Annotated in this window: 13 protein-coding genes and 2 tRNA genes; 10 read left to right on the top strand and 5 right to left on the bottom strand. The window is 68.6% G+C overall.

Annotated features, from left to right (window positions below; all coding sequences use genetic code 11):
• Positions 1-30: 30 nt before the first annotated feature.
• Positions 31-1,662, bottom strand: coding sequence for an MDR family MFS transporter (locus AB0I59_RS34415; protein ID WP_082776994.1), 1,632 nt, complete (start codon positions 1,660-1,662; stop codon positions 31-33).
• A gap of 110 nt (positions 1,663-1,772) precedes the next feature.
• On the opposite strand from AB0I59_RS34415, the gene AB0I59_RS34420 reads away from it, so the two are divergent.
• The 4 genes from AB0I59_RS34420 (at position 1,773) to AB0I59_RS34435 (ending at position 5,576) form a co-directional block, all read left to right on the top strand.
• A complete protein-coding gene (locus tag AB0I59_RS34420) occupies positions 1,773-2,354 on the top strand; it encodes a TetR/AcrR family transcriptional regulator (RefSeq protein ID WP_061257045.1) in 582 nt (193 codons plus the stop codon).
• A gap of 646 nt (positions 2,355-3,000) precedes the next feature.
• Positions 3,001-3,963, top strand: coding sequence for a trypsin-like serine peptidase (locus AB0I59_RS34425; protein WP_358139595.1), 963 nt, complete (start codon positions 3,001-3,003; stop codon positions 3,961-3,963).
• A gap of 274 nt (positions 3,964-4,237) precedes the next feature.
• Entirely contained in the window at positions 4,238-4,639 is a 402-nt protein-coding gene (locus tag AB0I59_RS34430) for a nitroreductase family deazaflavin-dependent oxidoreductase (RefSeq protein ID WP_061257040.1), read from the top strand.
• A gap of 250 nt (positions 4,640-4,889) precedes the next feature.
• Positions 4,890-5,576, top strand: a complete 687-nt coding sequence (locus AB0I59_RS34435) for a rhomboid family intramembrane serine protease (RefSeq protein WP_228647835.1) — start codon at positions 4,890-4,892, stop codon at positions 5,574-5,576.
• A gap of 29 nt (positions 5,577-5,605) precedes the next feature.
• On the opposite strand, the gene AB0I59_RS34440 is transcribed toward AB0I59_RS34435, so the two are convergent.
• A complete protein-coding gene (locus tag AB0I59_RS34440; RefSeq protein WP_358139599.1) occupies positions 5,606-6,025 on the bottom strand; it encodes a hypothetical protein in 420 nt (139 codons plus the stop codon).
• Between the two features lie 413 nt (positions 6,026-6,438).
• Here AB0I59_RS34440 and AB0I59_RS34445 point away from each other — a divergent pair, with 413 nt between their 5' ends.
• Positions 6,439-8,928 carry a DEAD/DEAH box helicase gene (locus tag AB0I59_RS34445; RefSeq protein ID WP_358139602.1) on the top strand — a complete coding sequence of 830 codons (2,490 nt, stop codon included), beginning with the start codon at positions 6,439-6,441 and terminating at the stop codon, positions 8,926-8,928.
• Between the two features lie 9 nt (positions 8,929-8,937).
• Here the strand turns inward: AB0I59_RS34445 and dusB are convergent, their stop codons facing one another.
• Positions 8,938-10,050 (bottom strand): tRNA dihydrouridine synthase DusB, encoded by a 1,113-nt coding sequence (gene dusB, locus AB0I59_RS34450; RefSeq protein WP_358139605.1) that lies wholly within the window; start codon positions 10,048-10,050, stop codon positions 8,938-8,940.
• Positions 10,051-10,151: 101 nt separating this feature from the next.
• On the opposite strand from dusB, the gene AB0I59_RS34455 reads away from it, so the two are divergent.
• The 4 genes from AB0I59_RS34455 to AB0I59_RS34470 all read left to right on the top strand — a co-directional run bounded on the left by AB0I59_RS34455 (position 10,152) and on the right by AB0I59_RS34470 (position 11,417).
• Positions 10,152-10,814 (top strand): ACT domain-containing protein, encoded by a 663-nt coding sequence (locus AB0I59_RS34455; RefSeq protein ID WP_358139608.1) that lies wholly within the window; start codon positions 10,152-10,154, stop codon positions 10,812-10,814.
• A gap of 67 nt (positions 10,815-10,881) precedes the next feature.
• A tRNA-Gly gene (locus AB0I59_RS34460) sits at positions 10,882-10,953 on the top strand.
• Between the two features lie 29 nt (positions 10,954-10,982).
• Positions 10,983-11,053: transfer RNA gene (locus tag AB0I59_RS34465), tRNA-Cys, on the top strand.
• 169 nt (positions 11,054-11,222) lie between these two features.
• A complete protein-coding gene (locus AB0I59_RS34470; protein ID WP_061257032.1) occupies positions 11,223-11,417 on the top strand; it encodes a DUF5302 domain-containing protein in 195 nt (64 codons plus the stop codon).
• A gap of 226 nt (positions 11,418-11,643) precedes the next feature.
• Here AB0I59_RS34470 and AB0I59_RS34475 read toward each other — a convergent pair whose 3' ends face one another.
• The gene (locus tag AB0I59_RS34475) at positions 11,644-12,108 is read right to left on the bottom strand and encodes a hypothetical protein (RefSeq protein ID WP_358139611.1); all 465 of its coding nucleotides are present in this window, start codon (positions 12,106-12,108) and stop codon (positions 11,644-11,646) included.
• Positions 12,109-12,437: 329 nt separating this feature from the next.
• Here AB0I59_RS34475 and add point away from each other — a divergent pair, with 329 nt between their 5' ends.
• The gene (gene add, locus AB0I59_RS34480; protein ID WP_358139614.1) at positions 12,438-13,415 is read left to right on the top strand and encodes an adenosine deaminase; all 978 of its coding nucleotides are present in this window, start codon (positions 12,438-12,440) and stop codon (positions 13,413-13,415) included.
• Between the two features lie 232 nt (positions 13,416-13,647).
• Here add and AB0I59_RS34485 read toward each other — a convergent pair whose 3' ends face one another.
• The gene (locus AB0I59_RS34485) at positions 13,648-13,983 is read right to left on the bottom strand and encodes a hypothetical protein (RefSeq protein ID WP_358139617.1); all 336 of its coding nucleotides are present in this window, start codon (positions 13,981-13,983) and stop codon (positions 13,648-13,650) included.
• Positions 13,984-14,469 lie beyond the last annotated feature (486 nt).

Here is a 14,469-nt window from a genome sequence, read left to right on the forward strand (position 1 = left end):
GAGCCGGCGTGCGGTTCGGGCCGTCACGCGTCAGTCGAAGACCGGCACCGGCGGCGCGGTCTTCTCCCCCGAACCTCCGGGCTCCCCTGGCTCTCCGGGCTTGCCGGGGCCTCCCGGAGCGGAGGGCCCACCGCGCAGGGGGACCTCCTTCACGAAGATCGCCAAGACCGGGACGAGCACGGCGAACAGGACCGACCACCCGAAGACCCCGCTGATGGAGTCGGCGAGCGCGCCCAGGATCCCGTCCTTCATCTGCAGGGGAAGCCGGCTCAGCGTGGTTGGGTCCATCCGGCCTCCAGTGGACGAGACCTGATGGGCCAGCTCGGGACCGAGCTTCTCGGTGAGCTGATTCGTCAGGTTGTTGTTGAAGATGGCGCCGAACAGCGAGATGCCGAACGAGCCGCCGATCGAGCGGAAGAACGTGGAGGCGCTGCTCGCGACGCCGAGGTCCTTCTGCTCGACGCTGTTCTGCGCGATGAGCATGGTGGTCTGCATCAGGAAGCCCATGCCGAGGCCGAGCACCGCGATGAACAGGCCGGTCGTCAGCGTGCTGGTCTTCGCGTCCTGGAGGGACAGCAGCCAGGTGCCGATGGCCATGACCACACCGCCGATGACCGGGTAGATCTTGTACTTCCCGGTCTTGGTGATGGCGCGGCCGACGAACAGGGAGACGACCATCGACGCGCCCATCATCGGCAGCAGGAGCAGGCCGGAGTTGGTGGCGGTGGCGCCCTGCACGGTCTGCTGGAACAGCGGCAGGAAGCTGATCGCGCCGAACATCGCGAAGCCGAGCAGGAAGCCGAGCAGCGAGATCAGGGTGAAGTTGCGGTCGGCGAACACGTGCAGCGGCATGATCGGCTCCGCCGCCCGCTTCTCGATCGGCAGGAAGACGGCGAGCGAGACCACGGCGAGCGCCGCCAGGCCGAGGATCTGCCAGGAACCCCACGGGTAGCCGTGCGCCTGGCCGCCCCACGAGGTGATCAGCACGATCGCGGTGATGCCGACGGTGAGGACGGCCGCGCCCAGCCAGTCGATGCGGTGCTCGGTGCGGTGCTTCGGCAGGTGCAGCTTGAGGATCAACCAGACCAGCGCGATACCGCCGAGAGGCAGGTTCACGTAGAAGGCCCAGCGCCAGTCAAGGTGGTCGGTGATGAAACCGCCGACCAGCGGTCCCGCGATCATGGCCAGCGACATGATCGCGGCCATGATGCCCTGGTACTGCCCGCGCTCGCGGGGCGGGACGAGGTCACCGATGATCGCCATCGCGTTCACCATGAGGCCGCCGGCGCCGAGCCCCTGGACGGCCCGGAAGGCGATGAGCTCGATCATGCCGTCCGCCGTGCCCCCGAAGAGCGACGAGCCCGCCATGCCGCACAGCGCGGATCCCACCAGGAAGATGATGATCGACGCGAGGAAGATGTTCTTACGGCCGTAGAGGTCGCCCAGCTTCCCCCAGATGGGCGTCGAGACGGTCGTCCCGAGGACGTAGGCTGTGGTCACCCAGGTGAAGTACTCCAGGCCGTTCAGCTCGCCGACGATGCGCGGCATGGCCGTGCCGACGATCATGTTGTCGAGCATCGCCAGCATGATCGCCAGCATGAGGCCGGGCAGGACCACCATGACTTCCTTCGAGCGCCCTGGCGGTGCGGCGGTTTCTGTCATCGACGTCCCCCTTGATATGTGACTTACTTGCCGACCGGTAAGCGGCAGAGGGATACGGTAGGCTCCGTGCTTACCGGCCGTCAAGTTAAATAAAGGGGTAAAGCAAGGCAATGGGTGCACAGACCGACACGCGGAGTCGGATCCAAGAGGTCGCGCTCCAACTGTTCACCGAGCAGGGGTACGAGGCGACCTCGCTACGCGAGATCGCCGAGGCGCTCAACGTCACCAAAGCCGCGCTTTATTACCATTTCAAGACAAAAGACGACATAGTCGCCAGCCTCATGGAGGACCGGCTCAAGTCGCTGGACGCGCTGATCTCCTGGGCCAAGGATCAGCCGCGCACCGCCGAGACGCGCAGGGAACTCGTCCGCCGTTACTCCGTGGACATGACCCGCTGCGGGGACCACGAGGTCATGCGCTTCCTCGAACGCAACCAGACCGCGCTGCGGGGGCACGGCAAGGCAGAGATGATGCGCGCCCGGATGACCACGATCCTGAGCGTGCTCTGCGACACCGACGACCCGCTCGACATCAAGCTGCGGCGATCCATGGCGGTCTTCTCGATGCACGCGGTCTGGTTCGTGCTGCGTGAGGAGAAGGTGACCGACGAGGAGCGGTCGGAGGCCGCGCTGAAGGTCGCGCTGGACCTGATCGAGAGCGCCGAGGAGCAGGACGCACGAGAGGACGGGTAGCCCCGACCACGCCCTTCGGAGCGGCACAGGCCCGCTGAGGAACCGCCGAGTTCAGCGAGTCTGAGGAACCGCCCAACTCGGCCCAAGGCGCGCGGGCCAAGTGAATTACAAGTCGCCCTCTTTACGGTGATCCGGTCCTTCATCTCAGGGATTAGGAGTCGCCCATGGGCCGGATCTCATAGGAGCCACGCCAGGCTGCGGGGCCATGTCAGCGCGGCACAGGTGATGACGTGGCCGGAGCAGGCTCGCCTGAGCGAGGCGCGAAGCTCCAGCGGGAGCCGCCGGATCGCTTGTCCGTCGCCGACGGGCGTACGGAGAAGAGGCCGGGGCGCCGTGAGGACCTGAAGCGGCCTGAGAACTGCTCCACATCGATCGTCGGCTGAGCTGCCCAGCGGGTGGCGGCGGCGGCCGGCGTGATGGGTGACTCCCGCGTGACGGCGCGGATCTCCCTGGCCGACGCCTCTCGGCCCCGCCGGAGTGCCCTACTGACGCATGGGCCGCGAAACGACGTCCCTTGACAAACTTGGAGATCAACCATGAAGCGCGCATCAGTCGCCGTGGGTGTCAGCGTCGGCCTGCTGGGCTCCGTTCTCGTCTCCGCACCGGCTCGTGCCGCCAACGAGGTGTCCGCCCCCTGGCCGGTGACGTGCCGGCCGCTCAGCAGGTCGCGGCGTTCTGGCTCGGCGACGGAGGGGCCAACCTGAAGAACGCCACGCCGTACAACGTGCAGACCGTGGTCTCCGGCGAACGCGTGCCCGCCGCGTCCACCGCGTCCACCGCCTCCGTCGCGGACGGCGTGCCCGGCTCCGTTCCGGCGTCAGATGATCCGAAGACCTCCGGCGCGTCCTCACTGGACGTCAGCCTGCCCGCGACCACGGGCAAGGTGTTCTTCGTCGGCGCCGACGGTCAGCCGCACTGGTGCAGCGGCACCTCCGTACAGTCGACCTACCGCAACCTGGTCGCCACGGCCGGTCACTGCGTGTACGACACCCAGAGCAACGCCACCACACTCGACAAATGGGTCTTCGTTCCCGGCTACTCCGAGGGCACGACCCCGTGGGGCCTCTACGTCGGAAAGCAGGCCTTCACCCACTACGACTTCGACAGGTACAGGGACTACAACCGCGACTACGCCTTCGTCAACGTCTACAACGGCGTTCTCTCCTCTCCCTCCGGGGGGCTGACCGACAGCGGGAGGTTGGGCGACAACGTCGCCGGGCAGGGCCTCACCTGGAACCAGAAGCTGAGCGCCTCGGCCCACGTCTTCGGCTATCCGGCCGGCCCCCACCTGGACGGCACCCGCCCTTACACGGGTCAGACCCTCGAATGGTCCAGCGGGCAGAGGTTCGCCATGAGATTCGCCGACTTCCATGCCGACCAGGCGATCGGCGTCGACTCTCCGTTCACCGGCGAAGGCTCCCTCGGCTCCTCCTGGGTGCTCCGCTACAGCAATGAGAGTCGCCTCGGCTACCTCAACGGCATCACCATCAGCGTCTCCGACACCGACGGCGACAAGCGCTACGACACGAGCGTCTCCCCCTACTTCGACGGTGAGACGTACGGCGTCTACTCCGCGGCCACGAAGATCTGGTCCGGCTCGATCGTGTAGCCGCTACGGATAACGGCCGGGGTGTACACGCGCGCCCGGCGGGAAAGTATGGTTCCCCCGTCGATCGGTCGCCGGCCAAGGGCTCGGCCCGCACGCATGGTCGCGCCCCGCCGCCCCGTTCGGCGGCGGAGCGCTTTCATGATCGTGCGTCACCCATGCGCGCGGATCGTGACTGTCACCGGATGGCGCCGGAGGATCGCGGAGGATCCAGAACGGCGTCGCCACGGGTCAGCGCGCGGATCGACTCGGTATCCAGCCACAACAGGAGGACGGCATGCTCTTCGGCGTCGAACACGTAAAGCGCTACGTCGAGACCGACGGCGCGGAAGGCCACGACTGGCAGGGGACGACGGTCGCGATCCTCACGACGACCGGCCGCAAGTCGGGGATCAGGCGCAGCACCCCGCTCATCTACCAGAAGTACGGCGACGCCTACCTGGTGGTGGCGTCAAAGGGCGGGGCCGACGAGCCACCGCTCTGGTATCGGAACCTGGAGGCCGACCCCAACGTGGAGTTCCAGGTCAGGGGAGAAAGGTTCGCCGCCGTCGCGCGTACGGCGACGCCCGAGGAGAAGCCGGACATGTGGCGGGCGATGACCGCCACCTGGCCCGCCTACGACGATTACCAGCGGAAGACCGCGCGGGAGATCCCCGTCATCGTCATCGAACGGGCCTGACCGAACCAGCACCGGCCGGCCGGGGGCGGCCCGGCCCGCCGGCCGCTCCGGACCGTCCGCATCCTTGTCTCGACACCATTTGCCTGAGCCGGCCGCGGAGGCGGTGCCACGCGTGCCGTCCGGGGAGGCCCGTCATCCGGACCGCGCCGCCTGGACCGTCCCCCTGACCGTCATCAGAGCCGGAGCGGTGGCGATCGCCCGCGGCGGGAGATATCTTTCGGCTGCAGCATCCAGCGGACGGGGAGGTTCGTTGAGCGACGGCCGCACCGCGGAAATCATGATCGCCGAGGCCCGGAAGGCGTTCTGGGTCATGGTCGGTTTCCTCGGCCTCATCTGGGTCATCCAGGTCGTGAACTGGGCCGGTGACTACGGGCTCAGTTACAGCTACGGGATCAGGTCCTGGGAGCTGGACGGGCTGCCCGGCATCGTCTCCGCTCCGTTCCTGCACTGGAGCTGGGCCCACATCGAGGGCAACTCCGGCCCCCTGTTCATCTTCGGATTCCTCGCGGCATATCGAGGGGTGAAGAAGTTTCTGGGGGTGACCGCCCTGATCGCCGTCGCGAGCGGGCTCGGCGCCTGGTTCACCGCCGCCCCCTCGACCGTAGGAGCCGGGGCGAGCGGGCTGGTGTTCGGCTACTTCGGATACATCCTGGTACGCGGGGCGTTCGACCGGCACCTGATCGACATCGTGATCGGCGTGGTCATGGGGCTGTGTTTCGCCTACCAGTTCACCGGGCTCCTGCCGGCCGAGGGGATCGGCTGGCAGGCGCACCTGTTCGGATTCGTGGGCGGCATCGCCGGCGGCTATCTGTTCCGTGACCGCCGGCCCGCCGTCTCCCCCGACCGGGAGAGCCGGTCGCCCAAGTCCACGGGGACCACGGCCACGGGCGACTCCCGGTCGGCGCTGCTCAAGGAGATCGAGGATCTCGGGCTCTGAAGCCGGGGTCCGGTTCCCGGCCGGCCCGGTCAGGCGGCGGGCGGAAGCCTGCGGAGGATCTCCTGCAGCATCTCGCCATGCGACTTCAGGATCACCTCGACCCCGTCCAGGCGATGCTCGACCTTCGCGAGCCGGTTCTCGACCTTCGCGAGCCGGTTCTCGACGTTGGTGAGGCGGTTCTCGACGTTGGTGAGTCGCTCGTCGAAGCGATCCATCCGCTCTTCAAAGCGATCCATCCGCTCTTCAAAGCGGTCCATCCGCTCCTCGAGCCTGCCGACGCGCGTGCCGAGCGCGTCGAACCGCTCGTTCATCTCTGTGCGCAGTTCCTTGATCTCGATCTGCACGAAGCCGACGCATTCCGCGGTGGCCTCGTAACGCCGCTGCGCCAGCCCGGCGAAGTGACTCACGGTCTTCACCTGTCCTTCGAGCACGGTGACCCGCCTGTCCAAGCTCTCAATTGTCACGGTCAACGTACCAGTTCCCTTCGGGGGGTCTGTGATGGAACAGTCGCTGACAGTAACGGACCTCGAGGCGGATGGCCGTTCACCGAAAGGCGTTCAGGTTGGGGTTCCTTCTACCGGGGGAGAGAAGCTTCGTCCCCCACGAACCCGCCGGTCGGGCCGCCGTGTCCGGCTGCGACAGCCGTACAGGCGCGATGGCGCAAGACCCCGGGGACTCGAAACCCCTTCGACGGTTTCGGCTCTCCGCCGGCCCGGCGGCGGGGGACCATCGGTCCGCATGTGTCAGCGTGGCCATCTCCGGGGAGCCGGTAACTTAGCAGACGCCGCACGACGGCCGTGCGGCGTTTCCGCTCCCACTTGGAGACGGATATCTCCAGACTTAAGGTGATTTGATAACCAGCATGAATCTCATCGGGCGCCTTCCGGCCGACAGTGACGCCGACTCGCTCTACGAGGCGTTCAGCGCCTGGAACACCGAGCGGGGGCTCACGCTGTACCCGGCGCAGGAGGAGGCGCTGATCGAGGTCGTCTCCGGCAACAACGTGATCCTGGCCACCCCGACCGGGTCGGGCAAGAGCCTGGTCGCCGCCGGAGCCCACTTCGCGGCCCTCGCGAGGGACGAGGTGAGCTTCTACACCGCGCCGATCAAGGCGCTGGTGTCGGAGAAGTTCTTCGACCTGTGCGCGATCTTCGGCACCGAGAACGTCGGGATGATGACCGGTGACGCCTCGGTCAACTCCGACGCCCCGATCATCTGCTGCACCGCGGAGATCCTCGCCCAGATGGCGCTGAGGGACGGCGCGGACGCCGACGTCGGCACCGTCATCATGGACGAGTTCCACTTCTACGCCGAGCCTGACCGCGGCTGGGCCTGGCAGGTGCCGCTGCTGGAGCTGCCTCAGGCCCAGTTCGTGCTGATGTCGGCCACGCTGGGAGACGTCGAGCGGTTCGAGAAGGACCTCACCCGCCGGACGGGACGCCCCACCGCCGTCGTGAAGAACGCCGAGCGGCCGGTGCCGCTGCTCTACTCCTACCGGGTGACGCCGCTGCACGAGACCCTGGAGGAGCTGCTGTCGACGCAGCAGGCCCCGGTCTACGTCGTGCACTTCACCCAGGCGGCCGCGATGGAGCGGGCCCAGTCCCTGATGAGCATCAACATGTGCTCGAAGGCCGAGAAGGAGGCCATCGCCGCGCTCATCGGCAACTTCCGGTTCACCACGCGCTTCGGGCGAGCCCTCTCCCGCCTCGTACGGCACGGCATCGGCGTGCACCACGCCGGGATGCTCCCGAAATACCGCCGCCTGGTGGAACGGCTCGCGCAGGCGGGCCTGCTCAAGGTCATCTGCGGCACCGACACGCTGGGCGTGGGGGTCAACGTGCCGATCCGCACGGTGTTGTTCACCGCCCTGTCGAAGTTCGACGGCAACCGGGTGCGCAGACTGCGCGCCCGCGAGTTCCACCAGATCGCCGGACGCGCCGGCCGGGCCGGGTTCGACACCGTCGGCTACGTCGTGTGCCAGGCGCCGGACCACGTGATCGAGAACGAGAGGGCCCTGGCCAAGATCGGCGACGACCCCAAGCGGAGGCGCGGCTACGCCCGCAAGAAGCCCCCGGAGGGTTTCGTCGGCTGGAGCGAGGAGACCTTCGAGAAGCTGCAGACGGCCGAGCCCGAGCCGCTGACCTCCCGGTTCAAAGTCAGCAACGCGATGCTGCTGTCGGTGATCAACCGGCCGGGCGACTGCTTCCAGGCGATGAAGCGGCTGCTCACCGACAACCACGAGGATCGCAAGGCGCAGCGGCGGCACATCAGCCACGCGATCGCGATCTACCGCTCGCTGCTCGCCGGCGGCATCGTCGAGACGCTCAAGGAACCGGACGAGCACGGCCGCAGGGCCCGCCTCACCGTGGACCTCCAGGAGGACTTCGCGCTCAACCAGGCGCTGTCCACTTTCGCGCTCGCGGCGTTCGAGCTGCTCAACCCCGAGTCGCCGACGTACGCGCTCGACATCGTCTCGATCATCGAGTCGACGCTGGACGATCCGCGCCAGATCCTGCACGCGCAGCTCAACAAGGCGCGTGGCGAGGCCGTCGCCCAGATGAAGGCCGACGGCGTCGAGTACGAGGAGCGCATGGAGCGCCTCGCCGAGATCACCTACCCGATGCCGCTCGCCGACCTGCTGTTCGGCGCGTACGAGACCTACCGGCGCGGCCATCCGTGGGTCGGCGACCACACGGTCAGTCCCAAGACGATCGTGCGGGACATGTACGAGCGCGCGATGACCTTCACCGACTACATCCAGTTCTACGAGCTGGCCCGGTCGGAGGGCACGGTCCTGCGGTACCTCGCCGACGCCTACCGGACGCTGTCGAAGACCGTGCCGGAGCACCTCAAGACCGACGACCTGATCGACTTGATCGAGTGGCTCGGCGAGCTGGTCCGCCAGGTGGACTCCAGTCTGATCGACGAGTGGGAGAAGCTGGCCAACCCTTCGGAGGCTCTCGAGGCCGAGACCGAGCTGGAGTCCAGGATCAGGCCGGTCACGGCCAACGCGCGGGCGTTCCGGGTGCTGGTACGCAACGCGATGTTCCGCATGGTCGAGCTCGCCGCCCTGGACCGCGAGGAGGAGCTGGTCGAGCTGGCGTCCGAGGTGGACTGGGCCGAGGCGCTCGACGCGTACTACGAGGAGCACGACGAGATCGGCACCGGTCCGTCCGCCCGCGGTCCCGCGCTGCTCCAGATCGAGGAGGAGAAGGAGCTGTGGCGGGTCCGCCAGGTCATCGAGGACCCGGCCGGCCACCTCGACTGGGGGATCACCGCGCAGGTGGACCTCGCCGCCTCCGACGAGGAGGGCCACGCCGTGCTCCATGTCACCGGCATGGCCCGCCTCTGAGGGACTGAGTCACCCGCCCGAGGTGGCGTCCTCGGCGTCCGCGCCGGGGACGGCCATCTCGTCGGGGTCGTCGAGCCAGCCGTGCGGCAGCATGACCTTGTTCCGCTCGCCGCTCTTTCCGCGCGGGCCGTCCGCCTCGGCCGGCCACGGCCGGCCGGGGTCCAACTCGGCGGCCCGCTCGCGCAGCTCGGCGAGACTCGACACGGTGGTGAGCGCGCGCCGCGTGTCGGCGCCGATCACGAAGCCCTTGAGGTACCACCCCACGTGCTTGCGGAAGTCGGCCAGCCCGTGCGACTCGCTGCCGATGACCTCGCACAGCAGCTCGGCGTGACGGATCATCATGGCCGCGACCTCGCCGAGCGACGGCCGGGTCCGCTCCGCCGACCCCTGGAAGGCGAGGTCCAGGTCGCGGAACAACCACGGCCTGCCGAGGCAGCCGCGGCCGACCACGACGCCGTCGCAGCCGGTCTCCGCCACCATGCGCAGGGCGTCGTCCGCCGTCCAGATGTCCCCGTTGCCCAGCACGGGGATCTCGGGCACCGCGTCCTTGAGTCGCTTGACGGCGTCCCAGTCGGCGGAGCCGCCGTAGTGCTGCTTCGCCGTACGCGCGTGGAGGGCGACCGCCGCGATGCCCTCCTCCGCCGCGATCCGGCCCGCGTCGAGGTAGGTCAGGTGATCGTCGTCGATGCCCTTGCGCATCTTGATCGTCACCGGCAGCGGCCCGGCGTTCTTCACCGCCTCCCGGAGGATGGCCCGCAGCAGGTTCCGCTTGTACGGCAGCGCCGAGCCGCCGCCCCGCCTGGTCACCTTGGGCACGGGACAGCCGAAGTTCAGGTCGATGTGGTCGGCCAGGTCCTCTTCGGCGATCATCCGGGCGGCCTTGCCGATGATGGCCGGGTCGACGCCGTAGAGCTGGATGCTGCGCGGGTGCTCCTCCGCACCGAAGCGGATCATCTGGAACGTCAGCGGCACCCGTTCCACCAGCGCCCGCGAAGTGATCATCTCGGAGACGAACAGGCCGCCGCCCTGCTCGCGGCAGAGCGTGCGGAAGCCGATGTTGGTGATCCCCGCCATCGGGGCCAGCACCACCGGAGGCCACACCTCGAACGTCCCGATTTTCATGGGTTCATTGTCGCCGCCCGCCGGGTGTGAAAAGTACAAGATCATGGACGACGCGAATCGGCCGTGGATACCCTGGTCACGTCGAGGCGAGGAGGTCGTGCATGCTCTTGCGACTGAGAATCGCGCTCCCGGACCGCCCGGGCGCCCTCGGGCAGGTGACCCGCGCGCTGGGCGCGGCGGGGGCGGACATCACCCAGGTCACCGTTCTCGACCGGGGCGAGGGGCGGGCCGTGGACGACTTCACGGTCTACTGGCCGGACGCGGCTCCGCGTGAGCAACTCGCGGAGAGCCTGGAGAGCCTTCCCGGCGTCCGGGTGGAGGGTGTCTGGACGACCAGGGAGGCTCCGGGGACCTTTCCCGAGCTGGAGATCCTCAGGTTCCTCACGACGGCGGGAGACCGGGCCCTCGCCACGCTGATCGACTCCATGCCGGTGCTGTTCAGCGCCGACTGGGCCGCCGCGGGGACGGAGACCGTCCCCCGGAAGGTCGTCCATTCCAGCTGGCGGGCTCCGGAGGACATTCCGTTCCCCGAGGAGACTCCGACGCGCCCGACGGCGAGCACGCTGCCGTCGGGACTGCACCTGATCACCGCTCCCCTGCCGCCGCTGGCGCTCACGCTCGTGCTGGCCCGCGCGGAGGGACCGGACTTCCACCGCATCGAGGTGCACCGGCTGACCAGGATCCTGGAGATCTTCCTGATGCTGCCGGCGATCGAGCGGGGCGCCGCCCGGGCGTTCCGCAACCGGGCCACCAAGCCGATGTGAGTGCCGGTGTGCGTTACGCACGCACGCCGGAAACCCGGTACAGTTGCGACAACGCCGTGAGGCGGACGCGGAAGTGGCTCAGTGGTAGAGCATCACCTTGCCAAGGTGAGGGTCGCGGGTTCGAATCCCGTCTTCCGCTCTGCGAGGTCTCCGATACGGGCCTCTCTCGGTGGAGTGGCCGAGAGGCGAGGCAGCGGCCTGCAAAGCCGTCCACACGGGTTCAAATCCCGTCTCCACCTCTGAAACGACGCCGGATCCGAGTCGCGATGGTCCGATGTCCCCCTCGCGCATGCCCGCCTTTCGGGCGGCTCCGTCCCATTGGATCAACGGGCTGAGCATGGCGGTAGGGTGAGCGTGAACCGCGCCCGGTCTTGACAGCCGCGCGCATGCACCCCTTAGGAGGTCCGCATGACTGCCGCCGAACCGGAGCACGACGCCCCCGAAGACGAGATGAAGCGCAAGTTCCGCGAGGCCCTCGAGCGTAAGAAGCGCACCCAGGCCGAGCGGAACGCCGCGGGCACCGGCAAGGACCCGTCGAAGGTCAACGCCGCGCACGGCCCCGCCGGCGGCCGGCGCTCGTTCCGCCGCAAGAGCGGCGGCTGATCGACCTCGCCACGCCGCCCTCTCCCCCGCCCCCTCGGGCCGGGGAGGGCTCGCCCCCGGCGTTCGACGACCTCTCATTCGATGACGTCCTCCGAGACACGTCATCGCCTCGCGGGCGTCCCCGCGAGGCGATGACACGGATCTGCCAGATCGCGCCGGATCTAGCCTGAGCGGCGGATCGTCCTAGGGCGTGTCCGACACTCCCTGGAACTCACCGCCTCTCGTACTACTGGCGGCCGCGCTCCATGTGACCGCGCTCACGGCCGCGCTCCATGTGGCCGCGCTCCATGTGACCGCGCTCTCTGTGGCCGCGCTCCATGTGACCGCGCTCGTGGTCCCGGTCCCAGTGGTCGCGGCCTCTGTGGTCCCGATCCCAGTGATCGCGGCCTCTGTGGTCCCGGCCTCGGTGGTCGTGGTCCCAGCCGTCTCTGCGGCGACGGTGGTCGCGGTCCCAGCCGTCTCTGCGGCGACGGTGGTCGCGGTCCCAGCCGTCTCTGCGGCCACGGTGGTCGCGGTCCCAGCCGTCTCTGCGGTGGTCGCGGTCCCCATCGTCCGCTGCACCCGTGGCGGTCGAGGTGGGGCGTGCCGCCTGAGTGGAGACAGCGGCGTTCGCCGGCTGAGCTGAGAGGACGGCAGGAGCGACGAGTGCGGAGGCCACCAGCGCACCGGTGGCGAGTGCGTTTCTGAGCATGTAATCACTCCGTGTGTGACGGTTCCCCGCCCCTGCTCGGTGGCGGGGCCGGATCTCGTGGTGTCGGGTCCGCGGAGCGACGCGGCGGGGCCGCGAGCTGAGGTGCGGACGGACGGACGGAGCGTCGAATCGGTCTCCCGGGATGACGCCGAAACGGCGTGTCGACCTAACCCAACGGTAGGGAGGCCCACGGCCCGTGGTCACCCGTAAGTGGCAAAGGGCTCGGTCGGGGCTGATTACCGTTTGTTCGGATCGACTCGGCGTCAGATGAACGGTCCACGCGAATAACCGCGTGCGCGCCACCGGGCCCGGCTTCTATCCTCGGGCGAATGCGCGACATCGCCCGGCTGCCCAAGGCCCATCTGCACGTCCACCTGGAGAGCACCGTCCGGTGGACGACCGCCCGGGAGATCGCCGACGCGAACGGCCTGACCGCTCCGGAGCTTCCGCCCGCGTTCGCCGGCTTCCGTGAGTTCGCCGACTACAACTCCCTCGTACGGGAGTGCCCGCGCAGGCCGGAGGACTTCCGGCGGATCGCCCTCGAGTTCTGCGAGGACGAGGCGGCGCAGGGCACCGGCTACGCCGAGGTCACCTTCACGGCGGCGTCGCACGGCGAGCGGCTGGGCCGGCCCGAGATGCCCCTGGAGGCCGTCCTGGAGGGCCTGGCAGAGGGCCGGGCGACCTACGGCATCGAGTGCCGGGTGATCCTCGACCACTCCCGGCGCCGTTCGGTCGACCGGGCCTGGCGCACGCTCAAGCTCGCCACGCGGTACGCCTCGGACGGCGTCATCGGCATCGGCCTGGCCGGCGAGGAGTCCTACTCCCTGGCCCCGTTCGCCGAGGTCCTCGACGCGGCGAAGGACTCGGGCGTCCATCTCGTGCACCACGCCGGCGAGGAGCGCGGCCCCGAGAGCATCCGTGAGGCTCTCCTGCTCGGCCACGCGGAGCGGCTCGGACACGGCATCCGCGCCCTGGACGACGACGATCTGGTCGCCGAACTGCGCGAGCGGGCGATCCCCCTGGAGGTGTGCCCGTCGTCGAACGTCGCCCTCGGGTTCGCTCCGTCGATCGAGGACCACCCGCTGCAGCGGCTGCGCGCGGCGGGGTTGGCGGTCACGCTGAACACCGACATCCCGGCCATCGCCGGAACGTCGCTGGTGGAGGAGTACACCCGCGTGCGGGACGCCTTCGGATACGACGATCCGACCCTGGCCGAGCTCGCCCGGGCGGGGATCGACGCGTCCTTCGCACCCGCCGCGACCAAGGAGCGCCTGCACGGCCGCGTCGACGCGTGGCTGGCGTCCTGACCTCCCCCGCCTTCGGCGTACGAACCGGTGGAGTCGCCCACTCGTTTCGCCGGCCAGGGACGAAGGGCCCCGCAGCGCACGGTGTCCCGAACAAGCACGGTGTCCCGAACAAGCACGGTGTCCCGAACAAGCCCAGTGTCCCGAACGAAAGGACCGCGGGCGTGCGACACGGAAATGGGGAGGCCGCCCCGTGAGAAGCGCTCACGGGGCGGCCGTTCACCGCTGGGCGGCGTCATCCGTTCCGGTTGATGTTCCGGTTGATGTTCTCGTTGCGGTTGATGTTCCGGTTCTCGTTCCGGTTGAAGTTGCGGTTCTCGTTGCGGTTGAAGTTCTCGTTACCGCGGTGGTGGCGGCGGTGACGGCAGTAGACCACTTCGCCGTGGCAGATCTTGCAGCCGCGTCTCCAGTGGCAGCTGGAGGACTCCGTCGTGGTAGCCGACGTCGACGTCGAGTCCGCGCCGGTCGAGGACGGCGTGACACCGGCGTTCGCGGGCTGAGCCTGCATGGCGACCGGGACCGCGAGGGCGGAGACTACGAGTGCGCCGGCGGCGAGAACTTGTCTGAGCATGAGAATCACTCCGTGTGGTGAGGTTCCACGCCCTGCTCGTTGGCGGGACGCGTTCGCAGGTGTTGCCCGGCCCGCCGAGCGAATCGGCCCTGGCCTGGCACTTGCGGATTGACGGAGCGTCGAATCGGTCTCCCGGGAAGACGCCGAAACGGCGTGTGACCTAGCTTCACGTTAAAGGGCGGAAATCACGATGGTCACCTTTTAGCGGCAAAGGGCTCCATTGAGGCTGATTACTCGCCACCGGGGCGTGCCACCGTCCGGAATCCGTTGACCCGTGGCCTCTCCGATGGGCGGCTTCGCCGAAACCCGACTTTGCCAACGTCAAAGCAGCGGGCGCGGGAATCCCCTGGAATACGGGGTTCCCGGCGCCGGTCCGTGTCCCGGGGCATTGCCCGTTCGGGCCGTCACATGGAGGCCGAGGGGCGGGTTCTTCTCAATGAGGCCACCTGGGCGCACACTGGAAAGCGACATGTTGGGCGATTCGGG

Source organism: Microtetraspora glauca, from assembly GCF_040656155.1.
Lineage (GTDB): Bacteria > Actinomycetota > Actinomycetes > Streptosporangiales > Streptosporangiaceae > Microtetraspora > Microtetraspora glauca.